The following is a 19,194-nucleotide window of genomic DNA, read 5'->3' on the forward strand; positions in this document are numbered from 1 at the left end:
GACTGAAAGGTGCAGGCACTTCCCGACCGAATCCGCCGAAGGGATAGCTCGGGTGAGCTCTTGCGACGTGCATGACTTATCCGGAAGCAGCGAGTGACTCCAAGGAGCAGCGCGGTGTTGTAGCCGTAGTGGTCGATAATTCTCGCGCCCCTGAACGCCGACCGACACCCCTAAAGCGACTTCCAGTGCTTTAGACATCCGCGGCCGGAGTGCCGCTGGCGGATAGGGTACGGGACGCTTCCACCCCGATAGACAGAATGCCGATAATGGCGCATATGTGGGGACTGAAAGCAGTCCCCCGGCCCATCCGGCGCAGCGGCCCCGCCAAGCGATGCCACATGCCGAAGACTAGGGCCGCTCAGTCATGACGCTGCACATCGGGCTGCCCATGAATAGGCAGAAGCAACAACGCTGTTTGTCATTCTGATATCCCGATCATCGCTGGGTGGCCCTTCGCGCAGCCAGGGCGCTACCGCGCCGGACCCAAACCGGAAATTTCGCTCGGCGCACCTACGTCGCCAATCTCCTCTTGAAACTTCCGGCCCTGTCCCGGTACCCCAAGTTGCTCCGGCCTTCCCCAGCGCGCAGGTCTCCTATCAGAACGACCCACAGGACCAACGACCACAGTCTCACCTATAAGGGCAAAGGAACAGGACAATGAATGCGCTCACCATCAAAGACCCGGCAGACCTGCTGAGCTTCATCGGGCACACCCTCGGCTTCTGGCCCAACGAGAGCTTAGTCTGCATCACCCTGGACAAAGGCAAGGTCGGGGCGACCCTCCGCATCGATCTCCCCCGACAACCCGGAACAGAACTCACCTATGCCAAGACTATCACCAGTTATCTCACCAGTGACACCAGCGCGACAAGCATCGTCTTCGCCCTCTACACCTCCCAGAACTGCGAACCAGGTCAACCCAAACCCCACGCAGCCACCATCGCCGCACTCACCGGAGTCCTCGCCGAAAACGGCATCACCATCCGCGACGGGATCTTCGTCAGCGACGACACCTACTCCCCCTACGACAGCGAACCCGGACAAGACATCAGCCTGCCCATCAGCACCACGGAATACAGCCGCGTCAACGCCGAATTCATCTACCGCGGCAGCACCATCGAACCCACAAACCGAATCACCCTCCCAACACCGACCCGCGAAGCAGACAATGCCACCGCCGTCGAAAACCGCATGAACACCATCCGAGTCCAGGCACCCCACCAAGCCGCGCTTCAAGCCAGCCAGCTCTGGACGGGCATGCTGGATTCAAACGACTTCCCGACCGACGAAGACTGCACCATGCTCATCGCGAACTTCCAATTCCCCCACATCCGCGACCGGCTTATGGCAGATATCCCCGGCATCGACGAACCACCGCAACACATCCTCTTCGCCCAAACCGCCACGGCACCTCAATGGTCGCGGATCGAATGGGCACAACAACTACTCATCCATGCCTACACACGGACCAGCCCCCAACACGCAGCACCTATCCTCACCACCATCGGCTACATCAGCTGGTGGGAAGGCCGGGGATCCAAAGCACACCAATACATGCAACTCGCCCTCGACACAGACCCCGGATACCGCTTCGCCAGACTCACCGACCAAATGCTCGGAGCCGGAATCATCGCCGGCTGGAACACCAACAAAAACACCGCCTACAAAACCCACCTCGACATGCCCTGAGGCATTGGTGTCCGAGTCCCAACAGGTTGACCGAATCTCCGATATCGGTGTTTGAGAATGGCTGGTGGCCTGTAGCCGGGGCTGTTTCTTCTATCATTTGTCGCCTTTTACCAACTCGCAAAGTCCGAACTGTTCACTTGCCTAAAGCTGGGAGCATCAGCCTCTGGCTCCCAGCTTCAGGAAACACGCCTCGGTTATTGACTATGAGCTCGCGAGACGAAGGAGGCGACGTGCAGCACGCCGCTCAGCTTGGCGGTCGGGGTCAGCTGTCGGCGAGGCGAGTAGCAGGCTCTGCGTATATTCGTGCTGTGGGTTGGTGGTGACGTCCGGGGTCTGCCCGGTCTCGACTAGTTCGCCTTGGTACATGACTGTGACGCGGTGGCTGATGTGCCGTACCACTGACAGGTCGTGTGTGATGAAGAGGTACGCGACGCCGGTACGGCGTTGTAACTCGATGAGCAGGTCGAGCACTCGTGACTGAGTGGTCAGGTCCAAGGCCGAAACGGGTTCATCACAAACGATCAGTCGCGGCTTCAGAGCCAGAGCCCGGGCAATGGCAATTCTTTGACGTTGCCCGCCGCTGAACTCTTTGGGATAGCGCTGCGCGGCGTTCGCCGGCAGTCCTACCGAGTCCAGCAGGTGCCGCACCGAGTTTCGAGCCTCCTGCGCCGATGTTCCTTGAGCGATAAGCGGCTCAGCCAGGATGTCGGCAATCTGCAGGGACGGGTTCAACGAGGTATACGGATCCTGAAAGATCACCTGAATGTCGCGTGCAAGCGGCCGTCGTTTGCGGGAACTCAGGTGGGTGATATCGCGCCCGTCGAACGTTATCGTTCCGCCGGTCGGTGTAGCCAGCCCCAGTACCGCCCTCCCAAGGGTCGTTTTTCCTGACCCTGACTCCCCGACGACGCCCAGCGTCTCGCCCGGGGCAATGTCGATGGAAACGCCGCGGAGTACCTCCGGTGACGTTCCACGGAATCCGACACCAGGGTAGCGGAGTCGGAGGTCGGAGACGGTTAGCAGTGCGTTGCTCATCGAGCATTCTCCTTGTGCAGAGCCAGCGACCCCGCTGGGGGCGGGTCTGAGCGAGTCGTGTTCTCGTCCAGAATCGCGGCAATCAGTTGTTGAGTGTATTTCTCGGATGGCGCGTGGAAGATCGCTCGAACGTCGCCCGCCTCCACCATTTCCCCGTCTTTCATCACAACCACGCGATCACAGAGATCGGCGACAACCCCGAAGTTATGCGTCACGAGTAGGACTCCCATGCCGAATTCGGCTTGCAGGTCACGCAGAAGGTCGAGGATCTCAGCTTGGACGGTTACATCGAGGGCAGTGGTGGGTTCGTCGGCGATGAGCAGTTTTGGCCGCGATGCAACGGCGCCAGCGATGAGAACCCGTTGGGCCATGCCACCCGATATTTGATGGGGGTAAGACTTGAAGGTGCGAAGCGGATCGGGAATGCCAACACGGGCGAGGAGGGACAGAATGTTATCGCGAGCCTCCTTCTTCGACATACCGGCTATCAGGGGTTCGACGAGTTGGCTTCCGATGGTGAAGGACGGGTCCAGATTCGACATCGGCTCCTGGGGGATGTAGGCGAGGACACTGCCCCGTATCCGCCGCAGTGAGCGGTCATTCTGTACAGAGATAGGTTCACCAGCAACTTCGAGTAAATCGGCGCTGACGCGGGCTTGACGAGGTAATAGCCCGAGAATGGAGAAGGCCGTCTGGGTCTTTCCGGACCCGGATTCCCCCACGACACCTACTACTTCGCCCAGGCTGACGTCCAGTGACACCCCTTTGACAACGCTCTTGTAGGTGCCATCGGCCTGCGGATACTCGACCCTGAGGTTTCGCACCGTGAGCAGGTTGCCTTTCGTTAACGATGTGTAGGGGTTGCTAATGGGTCCTGCTGCACCATCCGTGGTACTGAGTTCATCTTTTGGCGGCATCGCTGAGCGCGCGCGCGGCTTCTTTGGGACGGCGTTTGGAGCTGCGAGGGAGTCGCGGTAGGCGTTGGCCAGCATGACCAGAGCACCGGTCATGATGGCCATGAAGAGGGAGGGCCAGAGCATCTGAATTGGATGCTGGTAGATGTTCAAGAACGCAGCTCCGGCCATCAAACCGAAGCTCGGAAGCTGGCTGGATCCGAGGCCAAGGAATGCCAGGCCCGCTTGGATGCCGATCGAGGCGACCGCGAGAAACGCGGAGGCGATAATGATGGGACCTCGGACGGCATAGAGAACGTGACGGGAGAGGATACGGACGTTGGAGAGTCCTGCAACGCGTGCGGCATCCACGTATAGTTCGTTTCGGACTCCAAGGACAAGGTTGCGAACCAGACGATAAATGCCGGCCGAGATGAAGATACCGAAGACGCCCATCATGACCTTATAGTCACCGCCGGAGATGGGGTAAAGAATCATTACAAGGATCAGCGCTGGGAAGGTCATGACCAGGTTGAACAGCCAGGACAAGGCTGCGTCTGTGCGCTTTGCAAGGTAGCCGGAGATGAGGCCGAACACCGTACCGATGGATACTGCCACCCCTGCCCCGATTAACCCTGAAATGACGGAGACGTTGATCGCGACCAGACTGCGTGACCAGATGTCACGACCGTACTGATCGGCGCCCAAGATGTAATCCGGGGAGAAGGGAGGTGTGTTGACCGCTTTCAAGGAACTGAAATTGGGATCGTGCACACTGAGCACTGGCTCCAGTATTCCGAGCACCACGACGGCAGCCAGAAGAAGGAGCGCCCCCAGTCCGAGGGGATTTCTGAGGAGTCTCGCAAACGACCCTTTGCGACGCTCTTCAACAGGGTTTGGATCGAGGGTGGGTTCGGGGAGTGTCATGCGAGCCTCGCTTTGGGGTTAAGCCAGCCGTTGGCAAGATCGACTAGGAGGTTGACCACCACGACTATGAGAATTCCGAAGAGGGAAGCCCCAAGTAGGGCAGGAAGGTCTCCGGTGACGGTCGCTTGGTATCCATAGGTTCCATAGCCGGGCAGAGCGAAGATTTTCTCCGCGAAGAGGGCCGCTCCAAACATTCCGATGAATTGAAGGGAAAAGGTTGTAAAGGCTGGGCTTGCAGCGTTTCGGAGTGCGTGCTTCAACAGCAGTGAGCGTTCAGGCACTCCTCTACTGCGCAGCGTCCTGATGTAGTCCTTCTCGAACTCGTCGATCATCGAACCGCGGACTTGGGCGGCCAGAGCCGCGATTCCACCGATCGCAAGAACGATCGCGGGAAGTATGACTCCTGCGAACCAACGCGTTGGGGAATCACTCAGGTCGGTATAACCCACCGCTGGAACCCACTTCAGCGAGACCGCAAACAGAAACACCATTCCCAGGCCGAGGATCAGCGTTGGGAAGATAAAGGTGATCACTGAGATGAACTGCAGGATCTTGTCAAGGATTCCCGGGCGTGCGGCCGAAGCCACACCCAGGATTGTGCTGAAGATCAGCATGAGGGCAGCGGCGACTAGCACGACAGACAGCGTGACGGGCAACCGGGTTGCCATAGCGTCCACAACGGGCTCGTTCGAGAAGTATGACCGGCCCAGATCGCCCTGTACCACGTTTGCGAGCCAGTTGAGATATTGCTGCCCCACGGGCAGGTCAAGGCCCAGCTGCGCTTCCAACTGGGCGATTGCTTCCGGCGTCGCCTTCTTACCAAGGATGTTGGTGGCTACAGGGATGCCTGCGCTGTACGTAAGGAAAAACGTGATTGCAGTAACGATGAGGATCAAGACTACGCCATGCCCTAATCGCCGAATCATGAAAGAGAACATGCATTCGCTCCTATGAAGGGTGGCGTGGAGCGACGCTCCACGCCACCTGACTGATGCTTCTATGAACCTGCAGGGGCGAACGGCCGGACAGTCTGCCCGTTCACCAAGGGCGCGGTGTACTTGACATCTTTGGTCACGGCGTAGAACCCCGAGGTGTAGCCGACCGGCGCAGCCCAGCCGTCCTCGACCAAGTACTCATTGACTGCTCGCCATGCATCCGTCTGTTTCTCAGCGGGGGCGCTGTTCGCAGCCTTCATCAACTCTGTCAACTCAGGAGTCGTGTGATTGAAGGTGTTGAATATTCCGACCAGGCTTCCAGTCAGGTCCTGGGCATCGTTGCTCGTGAGCCCGTTATAGAAGAAGAACGCCCCGTAATTGCCCGTGAAAATCTTGGGAAACAGGTCCTGGAACTGGATGGGTTCCCACGTCACTGTGATGCCAATCTCGCCGAGAGCCTGCGCGATCGCTGACTCGTACGTTGTAGTAAGAGCAGTACTGGGCATCTTCATCTCAAACCCGTCGGCATAACCGGCCTCGGCCAGAAGTGCTTTGGCCGCTTTAGGATCGTAGTCATTGACCTTCAGAAGATCTTCACTAAAGACCTGGCCGCGTGGACTGACCAACTGATTGGAGGGATACGTGCCGCCTTCACCGAGGGACTCCGCCATCAGCGATCGATCGAAAGCCATGTTGATTGCCTGGCGGACACGCTTGTCTTTCAGGGCTGGAATGATGTCCCCGTTCCGATCAATCAACCAGAGCGCGGCGATACCCGATGGAGTGCCTTCACCAACAGTGAACCTGTCCTGCGGGAACTGGCTCCTCTGGTCAGCCGAAATGTTGACGAAATCGAGCTGGCCGGCCTGCATCGCATTCTGTTGCGCAACCGGATCTTCGATCACCCGGAATTCCACGGTGTCGTAGGGATACGCCGCCGCGTTCCAGTAATCCGGGTTACGTTTCAGTGTGTAGACAGCACCCACCGTGGTCGAACTGTCATCAATAACATAGGGCCCGGATCCCACCGGCTTCAGCTTAGAACTCTCCGCGGTGAGGACCTTCGGGGCACCAATGGCCCCGATAGTTGAGGTCAGTATAGGGAGCAGCGCCGCATCCGGTTCGGACAGGCGCAGGACCACAGTTGACTTGTCCGGAGCTTCCACACCGCCGATCTTGGTGAGGGAACTGGCTGTTGCGGGGCCAGTTCTCGCCACCTCAAGCGACGCCGCAACCGCGACGGCGTCCACTGGTTCCCCATCGGTGAATTTCATACCCTGACGGATCTTGAACGTGAGTGTTCTCAGGTCTTCCGAGTACTCCCACGTCTCTGCAACAGCAGGGACGATGCTTCCGTCCAGGTCCCTACCGACAAGGGTGTCGTACACCGAGAGGAACATGTAGGCCTCGCCGCCTGGCCAGTTTCCGATCTGGAAGTTGCCAGGAGCGGTCGTTAGCGGAAGCTGGAGAGTCTGACTCCCAGCTTCACCAGAATCGGGCCCGGGGTCGCTTTTCGAGGAGCATCCTCCAAGTGTGAGCGCTGTAACAGCGGCAACAACCGCCGCGAGACGCCTGTATCTCATTTTCACGTTGACTACCTTGTCTGCTGTGGAATGTGTGGCTACCGGCCTAGTTGCCGGCGTGGATTGGGGTGAACTAGCGCGCGCTATCCCCTTAGCTCACCCGACTATACGGGCGACAGTTAGCGCGCGCAAGTGCTTTTCGTGAGATTACTCACATCCCAAAACTGTGCTCTTGTGCCAAATCGCTCCGCGGTCAGCTGTCAGAGTGCGGTCGTCAAGTTCTTGAGACAGGTTCGTTGTTTGTTTTGGGTTAGGCGGCCAGGGGTTGGTGGGCGCGGGTTTGGTATTGGGTGTGGGCTTTGGCTGGTGGGATGCCGCCTGCTCTGCGGTTGGGCCGGCGGCGGTTGTACCAGGCCTCGATGTAGTCCATGACTCCGGTGCGGGCAGCGAGCCGGGACGCGAAGCGTTGGTGGTGGTAGAACTCGGTTTTTAGGTGGGAGAAGAAGTTTTCCGCGACTGCGTTGTCCCAGCAGACACCGACCTTGCCCATGGACTGGGTGAGCCCGTTAGCGCCGCACCATCTCTGGAATTCATCAGAGGTGTATTGGGTTCCCCGGTCTGAATGGAACACCACCGAGGTCCCGGTCAGGTGGCCGTGGTTCCGGGCCATCTGCAGGGCCGCGGTGCACAGGCTCGCGCGCATGTGTGCGGCCATGGACCAGCCGATCACCATGCCCGAGAACAGGTCGATGACGGTGGCCAAGTACAGCCAGCCCTCACCGGTGCGCAGGTAGGTGATGTCACCAACGAGGCGGGTTCCGGGCACTGTTGAGGTGAAGTCCCGCTTGCCCTTTGCGTCGAGCATGTGGTTCTCAATATGAGCTGTTTTGGCCTGCGGGTCCTGGACCGTGGTGGCCTTCCAAGCCCGGGTGCGGACCGCCCGCAGCCCGTGCTCGCGCATCGCACCCACCGTCGGGGCTGAGACCTTCACCCCGCCCTCGTTCAAAAGCAAGGTGAGCTGGTCCCGGCCCGCACGGCCTTCCTCTTTCGTGTAAAGCGTGGTCACCGCCGCAGCGAGCTGCTCGTGCCGTACCACCCTCGCCGACGGGCCCGCGGGATTCCGCCACCGGTAAAACGAGGCCCGGGAAACCTTCAACACCCGGCACAGCCACACCACCGAATGGTTGGCCTTCTCCGCTTCGATGAACTCGTAGAAGTCCTCTACTTTTGCTTCGCGGCAAAGAAGGCGCTGACTTTTCCCAGGAACTCAACCTCAGCCTTCAACCGCGCGTTCTCGGCCAAAGCCTTCTGGTGCTCTTCCCATTCCACGGGCCCACGATCGGGCACCGGGACCAGTGCCGGACCACCAGGGGAACGCTGACGGGCCCGCGCAAGCCAGTTGCCCAACGTGCTTTCCTTCACCCCGATCTCCTCAGCTACCTGTTTCACCGACCGATCCGAGGACAACACCAACTGCACCGCTTCCTCACGGAACGCAGCATCATATTTTCTTCTGGGCGTGGTCATCTGGAGCGAATCTCCCATCAAGCTGTCTCAGAAAACCATACGACCGCAGAGAGCGCTGTCCTGTCGCCCCGGGCATAGGAATTGGCGATGAAGTGCCGTTGCGACACTTGGCTGCTGGAGTGGCCGCTCAGATGGTGGTCTTCTTGGCGCACTTGCCGTGACCTGCCGTTCTTCGTCAAGTAGACCCCGCTCGCGACACCAGTCCCCATCCCGTCACCAGGGCGACTAGAAGAACCACGGGCACCATGGAGCGAATACAGAGGCCCTAGCGCTCATGCGCACGAGTGCGCGGGAGCGTGCGCAACGGCATTGCGCACGCTCAGGTAAAGAATCTTGATTGATGCAGGGGAAGGCTTTCAATGGCCTCGAATTGAGGGCTCACGAACAGACTGTCCACCTCGACGGTCTCCACGCTGGCGCCGATCTCACGGAAGAAGGCATGGGTTCGTCTCGCGGTGACGGGACGGCGACGTGGTATCGCCTTCTCGACGACTAGCACGAGGATCTGAGCGGCCAATCCGAGTCCCAGATACAGCCTCCTCTGCCAGGGAGGGTGCGTGGTCACGGTGGAAATCAGAATGGACGCGAGGGCGATTGATGGTGCGCCGGCGATGGGCGTCCATTTGTAGCGACCGCATTTGGAGATCATGAAGCCGCTACCACCCGCGACGAAGAGTGCTCCTGCGAGCATCGTCGGCAGCAACAACACCGATTCGGTTGCGTTGATGCGGTTTACGATCTGCAAGGAGATCGGCATGTAGCCGATGGCTCCAAACATCGCGACGCCCGTCATCGGCCCGGCAATCGTGGTGAAGCTGGAGTTCCGGTCCCGAAACAGCGCGAGAGCGGGACGACTGGTTCTACCGCAAGCGATTTCGCCCACAACGCAATGGAAGCGACCGCGATGATGATCGCTATCGTTGCGGGGCGAGCTTCAGGCCGGTTTGGTCCCGCCCCACGAAGTGCCTAGCGCGACGAAATTATTGCAAGGACATCGATGGAAGACTCTCCCCTGACCGTGTTGGAAATCTCGATGAACGCAGCGGCGGCGATAGCCCGACACACGACGGGACATTGGTCCAAAACGTCCACGACAGGACAGGACATCGGTGAAGAGCCCGCCCACCATTCCCTGCGCGGCGCGGCCAGAGAGAGGAGTGTCCGCATTCGCCGTCCTGCCGCCGTGGTTTGATCCTAAGACGAAGATGTTGAGGGCGGCAAGAGCGCTCGTCCTGTCGATCAGGTCACCGACCTTTCCCTACACAGGCATCGCGATTGTTGCACCGAGGATGTAGGCAGTCTCCACCCAGAGCATGTGCGTCATACCATTGAGCTCACCACGTACCAATAAGCGTCTGATCGAGCGAAGACAGGAACATCGCCACGACAAGGGCGAGGAAAACCGGGACAACCCAGGTTTCCTTGACAGGCCGCGCCCGTCTTACGCTTCCTGCGGTGGCGCACACTGCCTGTCCATCCCGGGAACCGCGCTCATGATCGCAGCAGCCCCCTCAAAATCCCCCAGCGGCCCCTTGGGACTCCCCAGTAATTACTGAATCATGCTCCTGACCGGCGGTGCATGTTTCTGGTGCTTCTGTGCGGGTCTGGACATCGACCGAAACGATGACTGCAGGCAGCCCTACAGCACTGACGGTGATCTTGACGTGCCCGGCAGCATCGGGACGGATGATCGCGAGCACGCGACCGTCGTACGTGCCATGCGTGTCCTGGTCGAAGCGTTCGGTCGTGTCGGGCCGGCCGCTGCCGAGGGCGGCCAGCGATCCAGTGCCACAGACCTTGACCGTGACAGGCCGGTCTGCATCATTCACGAGGTTCCCGTCGCGGTCCCGCAGTTCGATCTCGGCGAAGACGAGAGCTCCGTCGCGCAGTTCGACCACCGATTTGTCCAGCCGGACATCGAGCATGATGTCCTCGGATGCTGACCGCAGCTCGGTGCGGCCCACCTCTGCCCCTCCTGTGATGGCGATAGCGGCTAGCTCCCCCTTCTCGTACGGAAGCTCGAAATCCGCCACGAACGCCCGACGGCCGCCGACCGGGTTGCGTGCCACGGTGCGGCCGTTCAGCTGTAGCTCGACCTCATCAGCGTTGCTGTAGACCTCCAGGATCATCGGGGTGCCCTGTGTGATGTTCCAGCTCCAACTGGAGACGGCGTCGGTCCAGCTCCATTGGCCGAGCGTGAAGTTGCGGCCGTGGTTGGCAGGGCGGCGGACAGCGATGTACGGGGTAGTGCGCAAACCGAAGACAGTTTCGCGATAGAAGGACATCGGTCGGCGGCACCCGGTCATGTCGAGGTCGGCCGACCAGGAGGTCAGCCACGGGTACTCGCCGTCGAATGCGTCCGATTCGCCCTCGTACCGGACACGACCGACGCCAACTTCACCGAGGTAGTCCCAGCCGGACCAGGTGAAGTCGCCAATCACGTGCGCGTTGTCGATCACGAGCTTCCAGTTCGCATCGATCCRGGATGGGAACGTCTCGGTACCGACGACGATGCGGTTGGGGTTCTCGCGTGCCTCCATCTCGTACCTGACGTCGCCATAATTCAGACCTACGACATCAAGGAGGGCGAAGGACTCCGCCGTGGCCTCCGTCACCAGCGATGAGACCATGACCTGGTCCATGAAGTCGTCGGTATTTCCCATCAGGGCGTTGACTCCGCCATCGGCTTCATCCTGCTGGGCATGTGCGGTCGCCTCGGCGATCATTACCGCCATCTCGCTAAGTGCCGAGACAAACCCATTGATCCCGTTGGTGATAAAACGGGTGTCATCTAGCTCGCGGATCTTTTCTGAAAGCTTGCGACCCCACTGGCTACCGATCGGGTTCCCGGTCTCCGGGATCTCGTTGCCGATGGAGTAAAGGATCACGCTGGGGTGGTTAAAGTCAGCGGCAATCATCGCTTCGACATCGCGCTCCCACCATTCCGGGAAGGCGAGGGCGTAGTCGAAGGGCGATTTCGATTCGGTCCACATGTCGAAGGTTTCGTCCATGACGAGCATGCCGAGCCTGTCACACGCATCGAGCATGGCGGCGCTCATCGGATTGTGGCTGCTGCGTATCGCGTTGAACCCCGCCGATTTCAGCAGGCGGATGCGGCGTTCCTCTGCATCGGCGAAGGTCGCGGCTCCTAATATGCCGTTGTCGTGGTGAATGCACGCCCCCCGGAGCTTCACGGTCTCGCCGTTTATTCGCAGGCCGTTGTCCGGATCCAGCTGCAGAGTCCGGATCCCGAAAGGGGTGGCGCGGATTTCAGGTTCCCCCCCGGCGCCGTCGAGTCGGGTGCGGGCGGAGTAGAGCGCCGGGTTGTCCACATTCCACCGCTGCGGGTTCGGAACATACATTCTCTGACGGACGACGCCGTCGGACTGGGGCAGGACGGTGACCGGGCTGGTCTCGGCAGCAACAATCTGGCCGTCCGGGTCGAGGATCTCGGTTGTCACGATCGTCGTGCCGGTGGTCAATCCCGAGTTCCGCACACGCGTGGCTGAAGTGATGACCGCTCGGTCACTGTCGATGTCTGGGGTCGTGATCCGGATGCCGCCCTGCTCGGTGATGTGCATGCGGTCGCTGACCCATAGATGCACCTCTCGGTAGATGCCGGCACCGCTGTACCACCGCGAGTCATCGTGTGCTCTGGCATCCACGCGGATGGTGTTCTCGGCCCCGTACTTCAGGTGGCTATCAAGGGACACTACAAAGGCTGCGTACCCGCTGGGACGTTGGGCGATGAAGGCTCCATTTACGTAGACCATCGCGTCCCGGTAGACGCCCTCGAACTCTAGAGCGACATGCTTGCTCACCCACTCCTCCGGCACATCGAGCGTCGTTCGATACTCAAAGGCGCCATCAGGAAAAAACGCCCCGGCCGCACCGCTCGAGGCATCGGCTCGACGATCCAGGCCGAAAATTGCGTCGTGGGGCAGACGGACGGAGTGCCCAGGCTCGGACTGTCCTTGGACGTCAGCAAAGATGCTTGTCTTGCGGCGGCAGGACCAGCCCTTGTTGAAAGGTGTGCGAGTCATGACTGTCTTTCTTTTGAGGGGAGGGTGGGAAGCAGGCTCAACCGATGGTTCCGGACGGCGACAGGTCCGCCGCCCAGGAATGCAGGGTGAAAGGCGCCACCTGCGGTACCGCTTACTGACACCGTCTTATCGCAGAGGCTAGAAGGGGGCTGGTGTGCCGCTCTGGAACTGGACGTATCAAGCGGGAAGGGCTCGGCACTGTGTCGCGACAAAAGGGCCTCTGGGTGTTAGAAGTGGGTTCCGCCGTCGATGCGGACCTCTGTGCCAGTAATGAACTTGCCGTCGTCACTGGCCAGCATGGCTACTACTCCGGCAACCGCCTCCGGCCCTGCGAACCCCTCCCCTAGTGCTGGGGTTAGCTTGCCGAACAAGCTGAAATCGGCATCCTCAGGAAGGCCAGGCCCCTGGCTTTGTTTGCTCTGACCGGTTCCGTCCGTCATACCGGACGAAATTGAGCCGGGCTGGACAGCAGTGAACCGGATTCCTTCTCTTGCGTACTCGGACGCCAGCGCATGCGTCATCGACTGAATACCGCCCTTGCTCGCTGCGTATGCCGCCATATAAGGGTGAGCAAACGCTGCCGAGGTCGAAGAGAAGTTGACTACTGCCGGTGCGTTGCTCGCCCGGAGGTGAGGAATGGCTTCCCTGATGACCAGGAACGTTCCTACCAAATTGACGCGAATGACCTGCTCAAACAGGCTGAGCGCCGTCTTTTCGGTGTGCGAGGACCGCAGAATGCCTGCCGCATTGACTAAGACATCCAAGCCACCCAATCCATCAACGGTCTGGGCGAGACCCTGCTTCACCGATTCCTCATCACCAATATCCATTGTGAGTGTTGTCAGCTGCCCCAACAGAGGGCCTGCTGCGGTCCTGGTGTCTTCCAGGCCTGCCTCCGATACGTCCGCGGCAACAACGCGTGCGCCTTCAGACAACAAACGCAGCACGGTAGCCTGGCCTATGCCTGATCCCCCACCTGTTACGAGTACTCGACGTCCGTCAAAACGATTCATGTTTCTCCCTGTATCTATACCGGAGCCCAATGGGCATATTTATCTACAGTCCAATTCCCTGATCTCGCCATACGAAACGTCCAGGCTGAGACTGAGGGTGAACTCGTGCATGGAATTTCTCTTGAATTGCGGTTCTCAACCGAGACTTCGAAAGATCCTCAACTTAGACACCCGAGATGGGAGTCGTGCACTTCAACTTGGAAGTCAGTTCATCGCTCACACGACTCGGTCTCTTCGTCTTCTGGTTTGAGTCTTGGGTCCACTTGCGGTTCAGTTCGCAAAAACTTTTCCCGTTTGGATGGTCTTTTCGGCGCGCACGTCATCACTGCCGAACCCGATCATGATGGTCACGTCACCTGGTTCAAGCATCCGCTGATCCTCGGTGATGCTATAGGCGAGCCGGGCTAGGGGGATCGTGAAATCGAGTGTCTTTTGTTCGCTGGCGGTCAGGGAGATCCTCTGAAAGTCGATGAGTTGCCGTACCGGGCGGACGATTGTTGCGGCTTCATCGCGAGCGTAGACCTGAAGGACCGTGTCGCCATCGACGGTGCCGGTGTTATAGACCGTTGCCCGGACCGTCACTTCCTCCGCTCTCACTATCACTTCTTCAAGGGTTGCCTCGAACGTGGTGTAGCTCAGTCCGTGGCCAAACGCGAACAGCGGTGAATTCTCAGCCAGATCGGCATAACCGTGGCGGACCCCGGTGGGGTGGTCGTAGCCGCTGCCGAAACTGTGCCCGTGATAGAGGGGAATCTGACCAAGATGGCGGGGGAAAGTGGATGGTAGCTTCCCGCTCGGGTTGGTCGCTCCAAACACGACGTCGGCTATGGCCGGTCCTGCGTGTTCGCCGAGCAGCGGGGCGACGATGGTTGCAGCTGACGCCTCGACGACGGGTTCGATGAGCAATGGCCGGCCAGTGATGATGATGGTGACAACATTCTTGCCCAGCTTGGCTAGTGCGAGTATGAGATGCTCTTGGTTGCCGGGAAGGGATACGCGGGCGCTGGTCCGGCCTTCGCCGGCTGTGTGATTCCCCACCCATCCGGTGCGCTCACCAACGACAGCGATGACCGTGTCCACGCCCTCAAAACGGGCGGCAAGCTCATCTTCGCGGATCTGAGGAGCGTCGTGCTCGACGCTACCGATGGGGTGGTAGACCGCATCGGGGGMGGTCTCGCGGATCGCATCGATTATGGTCACGGCGGCGGGATGGAGCTGCCGTGCCTGAGTTTCAAAGGCGGGCTCGATTCCAGGTAGGCGGGTCTGGAAGAGGTCGGTGAATATGGCATTTTCGGGGTCGATTCCCGGGACTTTACCGGACATGATCTCCATGATGCCAAGCGGCTGCTCAGCGTTGGCGACAGCTGTGTAGGCACCAAAATTGATGCGGATCTCATCAGCAACTTCACCTACCACGGCGATCGGTCGAGAGCGGTTCAATGGAAGGATACCTTCGTTGGCCAGCAGTACGATGCCTTTGCTGGCGATTGAGCGCGCCAGGAAGGCGGCTTGGTGTGGCTGTGGGTCTTGTGCCTCGCGGAGTTGTGGCTTGGGCGTCATCGCCGGTACAAGACCGAGCCGGGCCTTTATCGCCAGAACGCGTTCGACGGCAGTGTCCAGAACCTCTTCGGCCAGGCGGCCGCTAGTGATCTCGTCATGCAATGAACCGAAAGTTTCATTTCCGGGTAGTTCAACGTCGAGCCCGGAGGTGAGCGCTTGAGCCGCCGCTTGGCCGGGGGTTGTGGCTGTGTGATAGGTCTTCAACAGCATGCTGACAGCGTCGTAATCACTAACCACGACGCCCTCGAAACCCAGTCTGTTGCGCAGGAAGTCCGTGARAAGCCACCGATCTGCAACGGATGGAACCCCATCTATGTCGTTATAAGAGTTCATCACTAAGGACAATCCTGCTTCACGAATGGCTCGGCGGAACGGTTCCGCGTAGACATCCACGATGGCACGCCGGCCAAGATGGGACGCGGCTTGATTCAAGGCGCCTTCCGACGCTCCATACCCGAGGAAGTGCTTGGCGGCCGCGAGTACGCCGGAGTTATTCTGTTCACCTTGCACGCCGCGGATGTACGCTGTTCCGATTTGGGTGATGAGTTCGGGGTCTTCACCATATGTTTCGTGGACGCGGCCCCAACGGAGGTCTCGAGCAACGTCGAGAACGGGCGCGAATGCAAGGTGAACCCCGGCGGATCGCATCTGCTCGCCGACGGCGTTGCCGACCTTACGGATCAGACTGGGGTCCCACGTTGCTGCCTGCGCCCATGCCGTAGGGAACTGAAATCCTTGTGCGTGAAGGAACCCGTTGATGCCTTCTCCGTGGATCAGGGCTCCAATTCCGAAAGGGCTTGTCGCCTTAGCATGTTCCTGAAGCTGCACAAGGTCTTGCGTGAAGCCAGCGAAGTCAGGGTTGAGTAGCCACGTCAGAGACACGTGGCCCACCCCGTGCGGGCAAAGCTGTTCAATTCTGGACAAATCAAAACTGGCCATTGTCGAGGACTCTTGATCCGTCGTGTTGGGGTCAATGAGGTCGAAGATGGAGATGCCGTGCAGTTGGGCAACCTTTTGGTCCAGGTCCATGCGCCGGACGATGGAGGAAATATCAGTCATGGGCTTCCTTACGTCAATGAAGGTGTTGCGACGGGCACTATCCGTGCAGTTAAAGAACTAAAGTAGGCGAGCCTGCCGAGCAGCGTGTCAGTCGTAACGGGGGCATGAGCAAGACCTGCGGGGACCGTGCGTGCTCTAGGCCCAGCGGCTCGGCGCCTAATACGACTCACCGTCTCCCCCCACATTCTGTTTGAGAAGACAGGCGATTGATGCACCCTCGTTATTTGGCATAAGAGACTCCGTTGTCGTTCTTGATCAAAACGCATCCGTAATGAGAAAAGTGAGACTAGCACGCTCTAGCTGGTCAGGTACAGTCATCGACCTAAGCCGCGGCTTCGGGGCAGGGGCGTCAAGGCTCACTCGCCTCTGGGGAAGAGGCGACGAGCAGCGGGCGGGGCGAGAGTGTCATAACTGAGAACCGCTTCCGACGCCGAGGATCTCAGGGATTCCCAGGGGTCGAAGGCATCCGAGCATGGCCAACAAACGGAGCAGCGGGAGACATCGCGACGGCGCCCCTGGGGCTAGGTCGATTCACGCCTGACAAGAGCGGCGATAAGGGCGGGTTGCTCAGCGGGCCCTGTCCGACCGTCGATCATACCCAGGGCGATCATTGCTAGTTGACGCCCAAGACCCTCAATATCAAGCCGGATTGTTGAAAGGCTGGGGACGAAGAGCTCACCCCAAGGATTGTCGTCATGGCCAATGACGGCCAGTTCGCCCGGGACGGAAATGCCCTCACGCAGGGCGGCAGCGACCACGGCCGCGGCAGTTTCGTCGTTGTAGCCGACTATCCCCGTAATGCCGTTTGACAACCACTGCTGCACCGCCAGCCGTGAAGAGGAGTCGTGCGGGTTGATGAGGCGTTGATCTGGCGTTGCCAAACCCAGGGCCGCCGCGCGGTCGCGAACGACATTGAACCGGGCCTCGACAATGGCCGCCAGGCGGGCATCAGAGGGTGCCGCGAACGCTATCCGACGATGCCCCAAGTCGACAAGGTGCTTCAATTGGAGTTCAGGGCCGGCGACGATGCTCGGTTGGGTCTGCCACTCGACCGGCTCGGATGAAGGGTCGGGAACGATTGCGGTTATACCACTCGCTCGCATCGAAGCCACATCGCGCGCAGAAAAAGGTAGTAGGCCAATCACCACGTCGGGGTCGAGGGCCTCCCAAAGGGGTCTCACCGCATTGCTCTCGTGCAGGGTGTATGTAACGAGGGAATATCCGGCCTCCTCCAGGACTTTGGATGCCTCTGCAACATGGCGGCTCAAACTGTGTTCTATCGGCCAGTTTGGCAGCACCAGCAGAACTATTCTGCTGCGCCCCCGCGCGAGGGCCTGGGCTGCTGAGTGGGGGCGGTAGCCAAGGCGCTCCGCCTCGGCAATGACCCGTTGGCGCGTTGCCTCGGAAATTGTCTGACCGCGTGTCTTGTTCAGAACGAAGCCGACTGTCGCTCTGGATATGCCCAAGGATTTGGCCACATCCGCGGCAGTGACGCGCTTACTTTTTATCTCCACAGTCATGTCAAGATCCTACCTTGCACGTGCTAGTAACTTCGGGTTAGCATGTATCAGCTAGCACGCGCTAGCGGCGTGTATCACTTTTTCGCTATCGCATCGACAATGGAGTCACCATTGATGAATTCACCGACGGGCAGCACTTCGCGTTCTGACGCCACTTTGCCCCACCCTGTTCCCCAGTCCGAGGTCACGGCGGAAGTTCTTGACCAGCAGTTCACATCAAGCAAGACCCCCCTGACTCCGGTCGGCAAGCGCTACATATGGCTGATGGTCCTCGCCCAGTTCGGTGTATTCGTCGCTTTCATCACCCCATTGGCCATTTCTTTGGCAATTCGGGTGAGTCAGCTGGCACCCGGACGCGAGGAATACCTCGGCTATATCACCGGCGCAGGCGCCTTCGCAGTCATGCTCACTGCGCCATTCCTCGGCGTAGCCAGTGATCGGACCCGCACCCGGCTCGGCCGCCGCCGGCCGTTCATGATCGGCGGGATGATCCTTGGAACCATCTCCTTGGTTGTTATGGCGGTTGCACCAAACGTGCTTGTGCTGGGAGTGGGCTGGGTCCTCGCCCAGCTTGGCTGGGGCCAGGTGCTGAGCAACCTGGTGACGTCAACTGCAGACCTGCTACCTGACACCCAGCGCGGGAAGGTTGCCGGGCTTACTGGTTTTGCCACCCAGGTGGCACCTGTCGCTGGGGTGGTGCTCGCTGGTAGCTTCGCTACCGACAACCTGCTTCTTTTCCTAGTCCCCGGCGCTGTCGGCGTGCTCCTAACTCTGCTGTTTGTTCTCCTGGTGCACGAAAAGGACAGCCGGGGCAACATTTTCGGGGACAAGCTCAACCTGGCCGCACTGCTCCGGAAGTACATTTACAACCCGAAGCAGTATCCTGATTTCTCTTGGAACTGGCTGGGACGCTTTCTGTTCTACTTCGGCCTTACCCTGAACACCACCTTCACTGCGTTCTTCTTCGCTTCCCGTCTCGGTGTAAGCGTCGCCGAGGTAGCCGGGACCATCGCCGTCCTTTCCCTGGCAGGGATTCTCGCCACGACACTCGGCGCCATTGGCGGCGGGTTCATCTCGGACAAACTGCGGCGCCGTCGCGCCTTCGTTTTCGGTTCCGGCATCATCTTTGGCGCGGGCGCCATCCTTATGGCGTTGTCTACCGATATGCCGATGCTTATGGCAGGTTCTCTCCTCGGGTCGCTTGGAATTGGAGCTTTCTCCGCGGTGGACCAAGCCCTTCTGCTCGATGTCCTTCCTGAGCGGGACACGGACGCGGGAAGATTCATGGGCATTACAGGGTTCGCCACCTCCATCCCGCAATCTCTCGCACCACTCATCGCCCCACTGTTCCTTGCCGTCGGTGTCAGCGCCCCAGGTGAGAAGAACTACGTTTTGCTCTACATCTTCGCTGCCGCATGCACCTTCCTCGGCGGGCTCGTCGTCCTCCGTATCCGATCCGTCCGCTAAATA

At 59.7% G+C, this 19,194-nt stretch carries 13 protein-coding genes; 3 read left to right on the forward strand and 10 right to left on the reverse strand.

All coding sequences use genetic code 11. The annotated features are described in order from the left end of the window. The first annotated feature begins 657 nt into the window (after nucleotides 1-657). Nucleotides 658-1,689, forward strand: coding sequence for a DUF4192 domain-containing protein (locus AC1DCM_RS01220; RefSeq protein ID WP_477516983.1), 1,032 nt, complete (start codon nucleotides 658-660; stop codon nucleotides 1,687-1,689). Nucleotides 1,690-1,890: 201 nt separating this feature from the next. Here the strand turns inward: AC1DCM_RS01220 and AC1DCM_RS01225 are convergent, their stop codons facing one another. The 6 genes from AC1DCM_RS01225 to AC1DCM_RS01250 form a co-directional block, all read right to left on the reverse strand. Continuing rightward, nucleotides 1,891-2,724, reverse strand: a complete 834-nt coding sequence (locus tag AC1DCM_RS01225; protein WP_477516984.1) for an ATP-binding cassette domain-containing protein — start codon at nucleotides 2,722-2,724, stop codon at nucleotides 1,891-1,893. Next, on the reverse strand, nucleotides 2,721-4,544 hold the full coding sequence (locus AC1DCM_RS01230) for an ATP-binding cassette domain-containing protein (protein ID WP_477516985.1): 1,824 nt from the start codon (nucleotides 4,542-4,544) through the stop codon (nucleotides 2,721-2,723). Before AC1DCM_RS01230 ends, AC1DCM_RS01225 begins: the two co-directional genes overlap by 4 nt. Continuing rightward, entirely contained in the window at nucleotides 4,541-5,482 is a 942-nt protein-coding gene (locus AC1DCM_RS01235) for an ABC transporter permease (RefSeq protein ID WP_477516986.1), read from the reverse strand. Before AC1DCM_RS01235 ends, AC1DCM_RS01230 begins: the two co-directional genes overlap by 4 nt. 59 nt (nucleotides 5,483-5,541) lie before the next feature. After that, nucleotides 5,542-7,062 (reverse strand): ABC transporter substrate-binding protein, encoded by a 1,521-nt coding sequence (locus AC1DCM_RS01240; RefSeq protein ID WP_477517160.1) that lies wholly within the window; start codon nucleotides 7,060-7,062, stop codon nucleotides 5,542-5,544. 250 nt (nucleotides 7,063-7,312) lie between these two features. Further along, a protein-coding gene (locus AC1DCM_RS01245) for an IS3 family transposase (RefSeq protein WP_477516987.1) occupies nucleotides 7,313-8,529 on the reverse strand; the annotation gives its coding sequence in 2 pieces (ribosomal slippage) (nucleotides 7,313-8,262 and nucleotides 8,262-8,529; 1,218 coding nt in all). 319 nt (nucleotides 8,530-8,848) lie between these two features. Further along, entirely contained in the window at nucleotides 8,849-9,322 is a 474-nt protein-coding gene (locus AC1DCM_RS01250; RefSeq protein ID WP_477516988.1) for an MFS transporter, read from the reverse strand. A gap of 204 nt (nucleotides 9,323-9,526) precedes the next feature. Between AC1DCM_RS01250 and AC1DCM_RS01255 the strand changes: the two genes are divergently transcribed. Further along, on the forward strand, nucleotides 9,527-9,721 hold the full coding sequence (locus AC1DCM_RS01255) for a hypothetical protein (protein WP_477516989.1): 195 nt from the start codon (nucleotides 9,527-9,529) through the stop codon (nucleotides 9,719-9,721). A 319-nt stretch (nucleotides 9,722-10,040) separates the two neighbouring features. Here the strand turns inward: AC1DCM_RS01255 and AC1DCM_RS01260 are convergent, their stop codons facing one another. The 4 genes from AC1DCM_RS01260 to AC1DCM_RS01275 all read right to left on the reverse strand — a co-directional run bounded on the left by AC1DCM_RS01260 (nucleotide 10,041) and on the right by AC1DCM_RS01275 (nucleotide 17,724). After that, nucleotides 10,041-12,572: a glycoside hydrolase family 2 TIM barrel-domain containing protein gene (locus AC1DCM_RS01260; protein WP_477516990.1), complete on the reverse strand. Its 2,532-nt coding sequence runs from the start codon at nucleotides 12,570-12,572 to the stop codon at nucleotides 10,041-10,043. 227 nt (nucleotides 12,573-12,799) lie between these two features. After that, nucleotides 12,800-13,585, reverse strand: a complete 786-nt coding sequence (locus tag AC1DCM_RS01265) for an SDR family NAD(P)-dependent oxidoreductase (protein WP_477516991.1) — start codon at nucleotides 13,583-13,585, stop codon at nucleotides 12,800-12,802. Between the two features lie 270 nt (nucleotides 13,586-13,855). After that, entirely contained in the window at nucleotides 13,856-16,204 is a 2,349-nt protein-coding gene (locus AC1DCM_RS01270; RefSeq protein WP_477516992.1) for a glycoside hydrolase family 3 N-terminal domain-containing protein, read from the reverse strand. A gap of 521 nt (nucleotides 16,205-16,725) precedes the next feature. Then, nucleotides 16,726-17,724 (reverse strand): LacI family DNA-binding transcriptional regulator, encoded by a 999-nt coding sequence (locus AC1DCM_RS01275; RefSeq protein ID WP_477516993.1) that lies wholly within the window; start codon nucleotides 17,722-17,724, stop codon nucleotides 16,726-16,728. Nucleotides 17,725-17,838: 114 nt separating this feature from the next. On the opposite strand from AC1DCM_RS01275, the gene AC1DCM_RS01280 reads away from it, so the two are divergent. Continuing rightward, nucleotides 17,839-19,191 carry an MFS transporter gene (locus tag AC1DCM_RS01280; protein ID WP_477516994.1) on the forward strand — a complete coding sequence of 451 codons (1,353 nt, stop codon included), beginning with the start codon at nucleotides 17,839-17,841 and terminating at the stop codon, nucleotides 19,189-19,191. Nucleotides 19,192-19,194: the final 3 nt, after the last annotated feature.

This window comes from Paenarthrobacter sp. 10N417 (assembly GCF_056394745.1).

Bases quoted from the DNA above. Each gene is read 5' to 3' on its own strand.
- AC1DCM_RS01240 (WP_477517160.1), bottom strand. From the start codon at position 7,062: ATGAGATACAGGCGTCTCGCGGCGGTTGTTGCCGCTGTTACAGCGCTC.
- AC1DCM_RS01265 (WP_477516991.1), bottom strand. From the start codon at position 13,585: ATGAATCGTTTTGACGGACGTCGAGTACTCGTAACAGGTGGGGGATCA.
- AC1DCM_RS01230 (WP_477516985.1), bottom strand. From the start codon at position 4,544: ATGACACTCCCCGAACCCACCCTCGATCCAAACCCTGTTGAAGAGCGT.
- AC1DCM_RS01250 (WP_477516988.1), bottom strand. From the start codon at position 9,322: ATGACGGGCGTCGCGATGTTTGGAGCCATCGGCTACATGCCGATCTCC.
- AC1DCM_RS01275 (WP_477516993.1), bottom strand. From the start codon at position 17,724: ATGACTGTGGAGATAAAAAGTAAGCGCGTCACTGCCGCGGATGTGGCC.
- AC1DCM_RS01280 (WP_477516994.1), top strand. From the start codon at position 17,839: ATGAATTCACCGACGGGCAGCACTTCGCGTTCTGACGCCACTTTGCCC.
- AC1DCM_RS01255 (WP_477516989.1), top strand. From the start codon at position 9,527: ATGGAAGACTCTCCCCTGACCGTGTTGGAAATCTCGATGAACGCAGCG.
- AC1DCM_RS01235 (WP_477516986.1), bottom strand. From the start codon at position 5,482: ATGTTCTCTTTCATGATTCGGCGATTAGGGCATGGCGTAGTCTTGATC.
- AC1DCM_RS01225 (WP_477516984.1), bottom strand. From the start codon at position 2,724: ATGAGCAACGCACTGCTAACCGTCTCCGACCTCCGACTCCGCTACCCT.
- AC1DCM_RS01220 (WP_477516983.1), top strand. From the start codon at position 658: ATGAATGCGCTCACCATCAAAGACCCGGCAGACCTGCTGAGCTTCATC.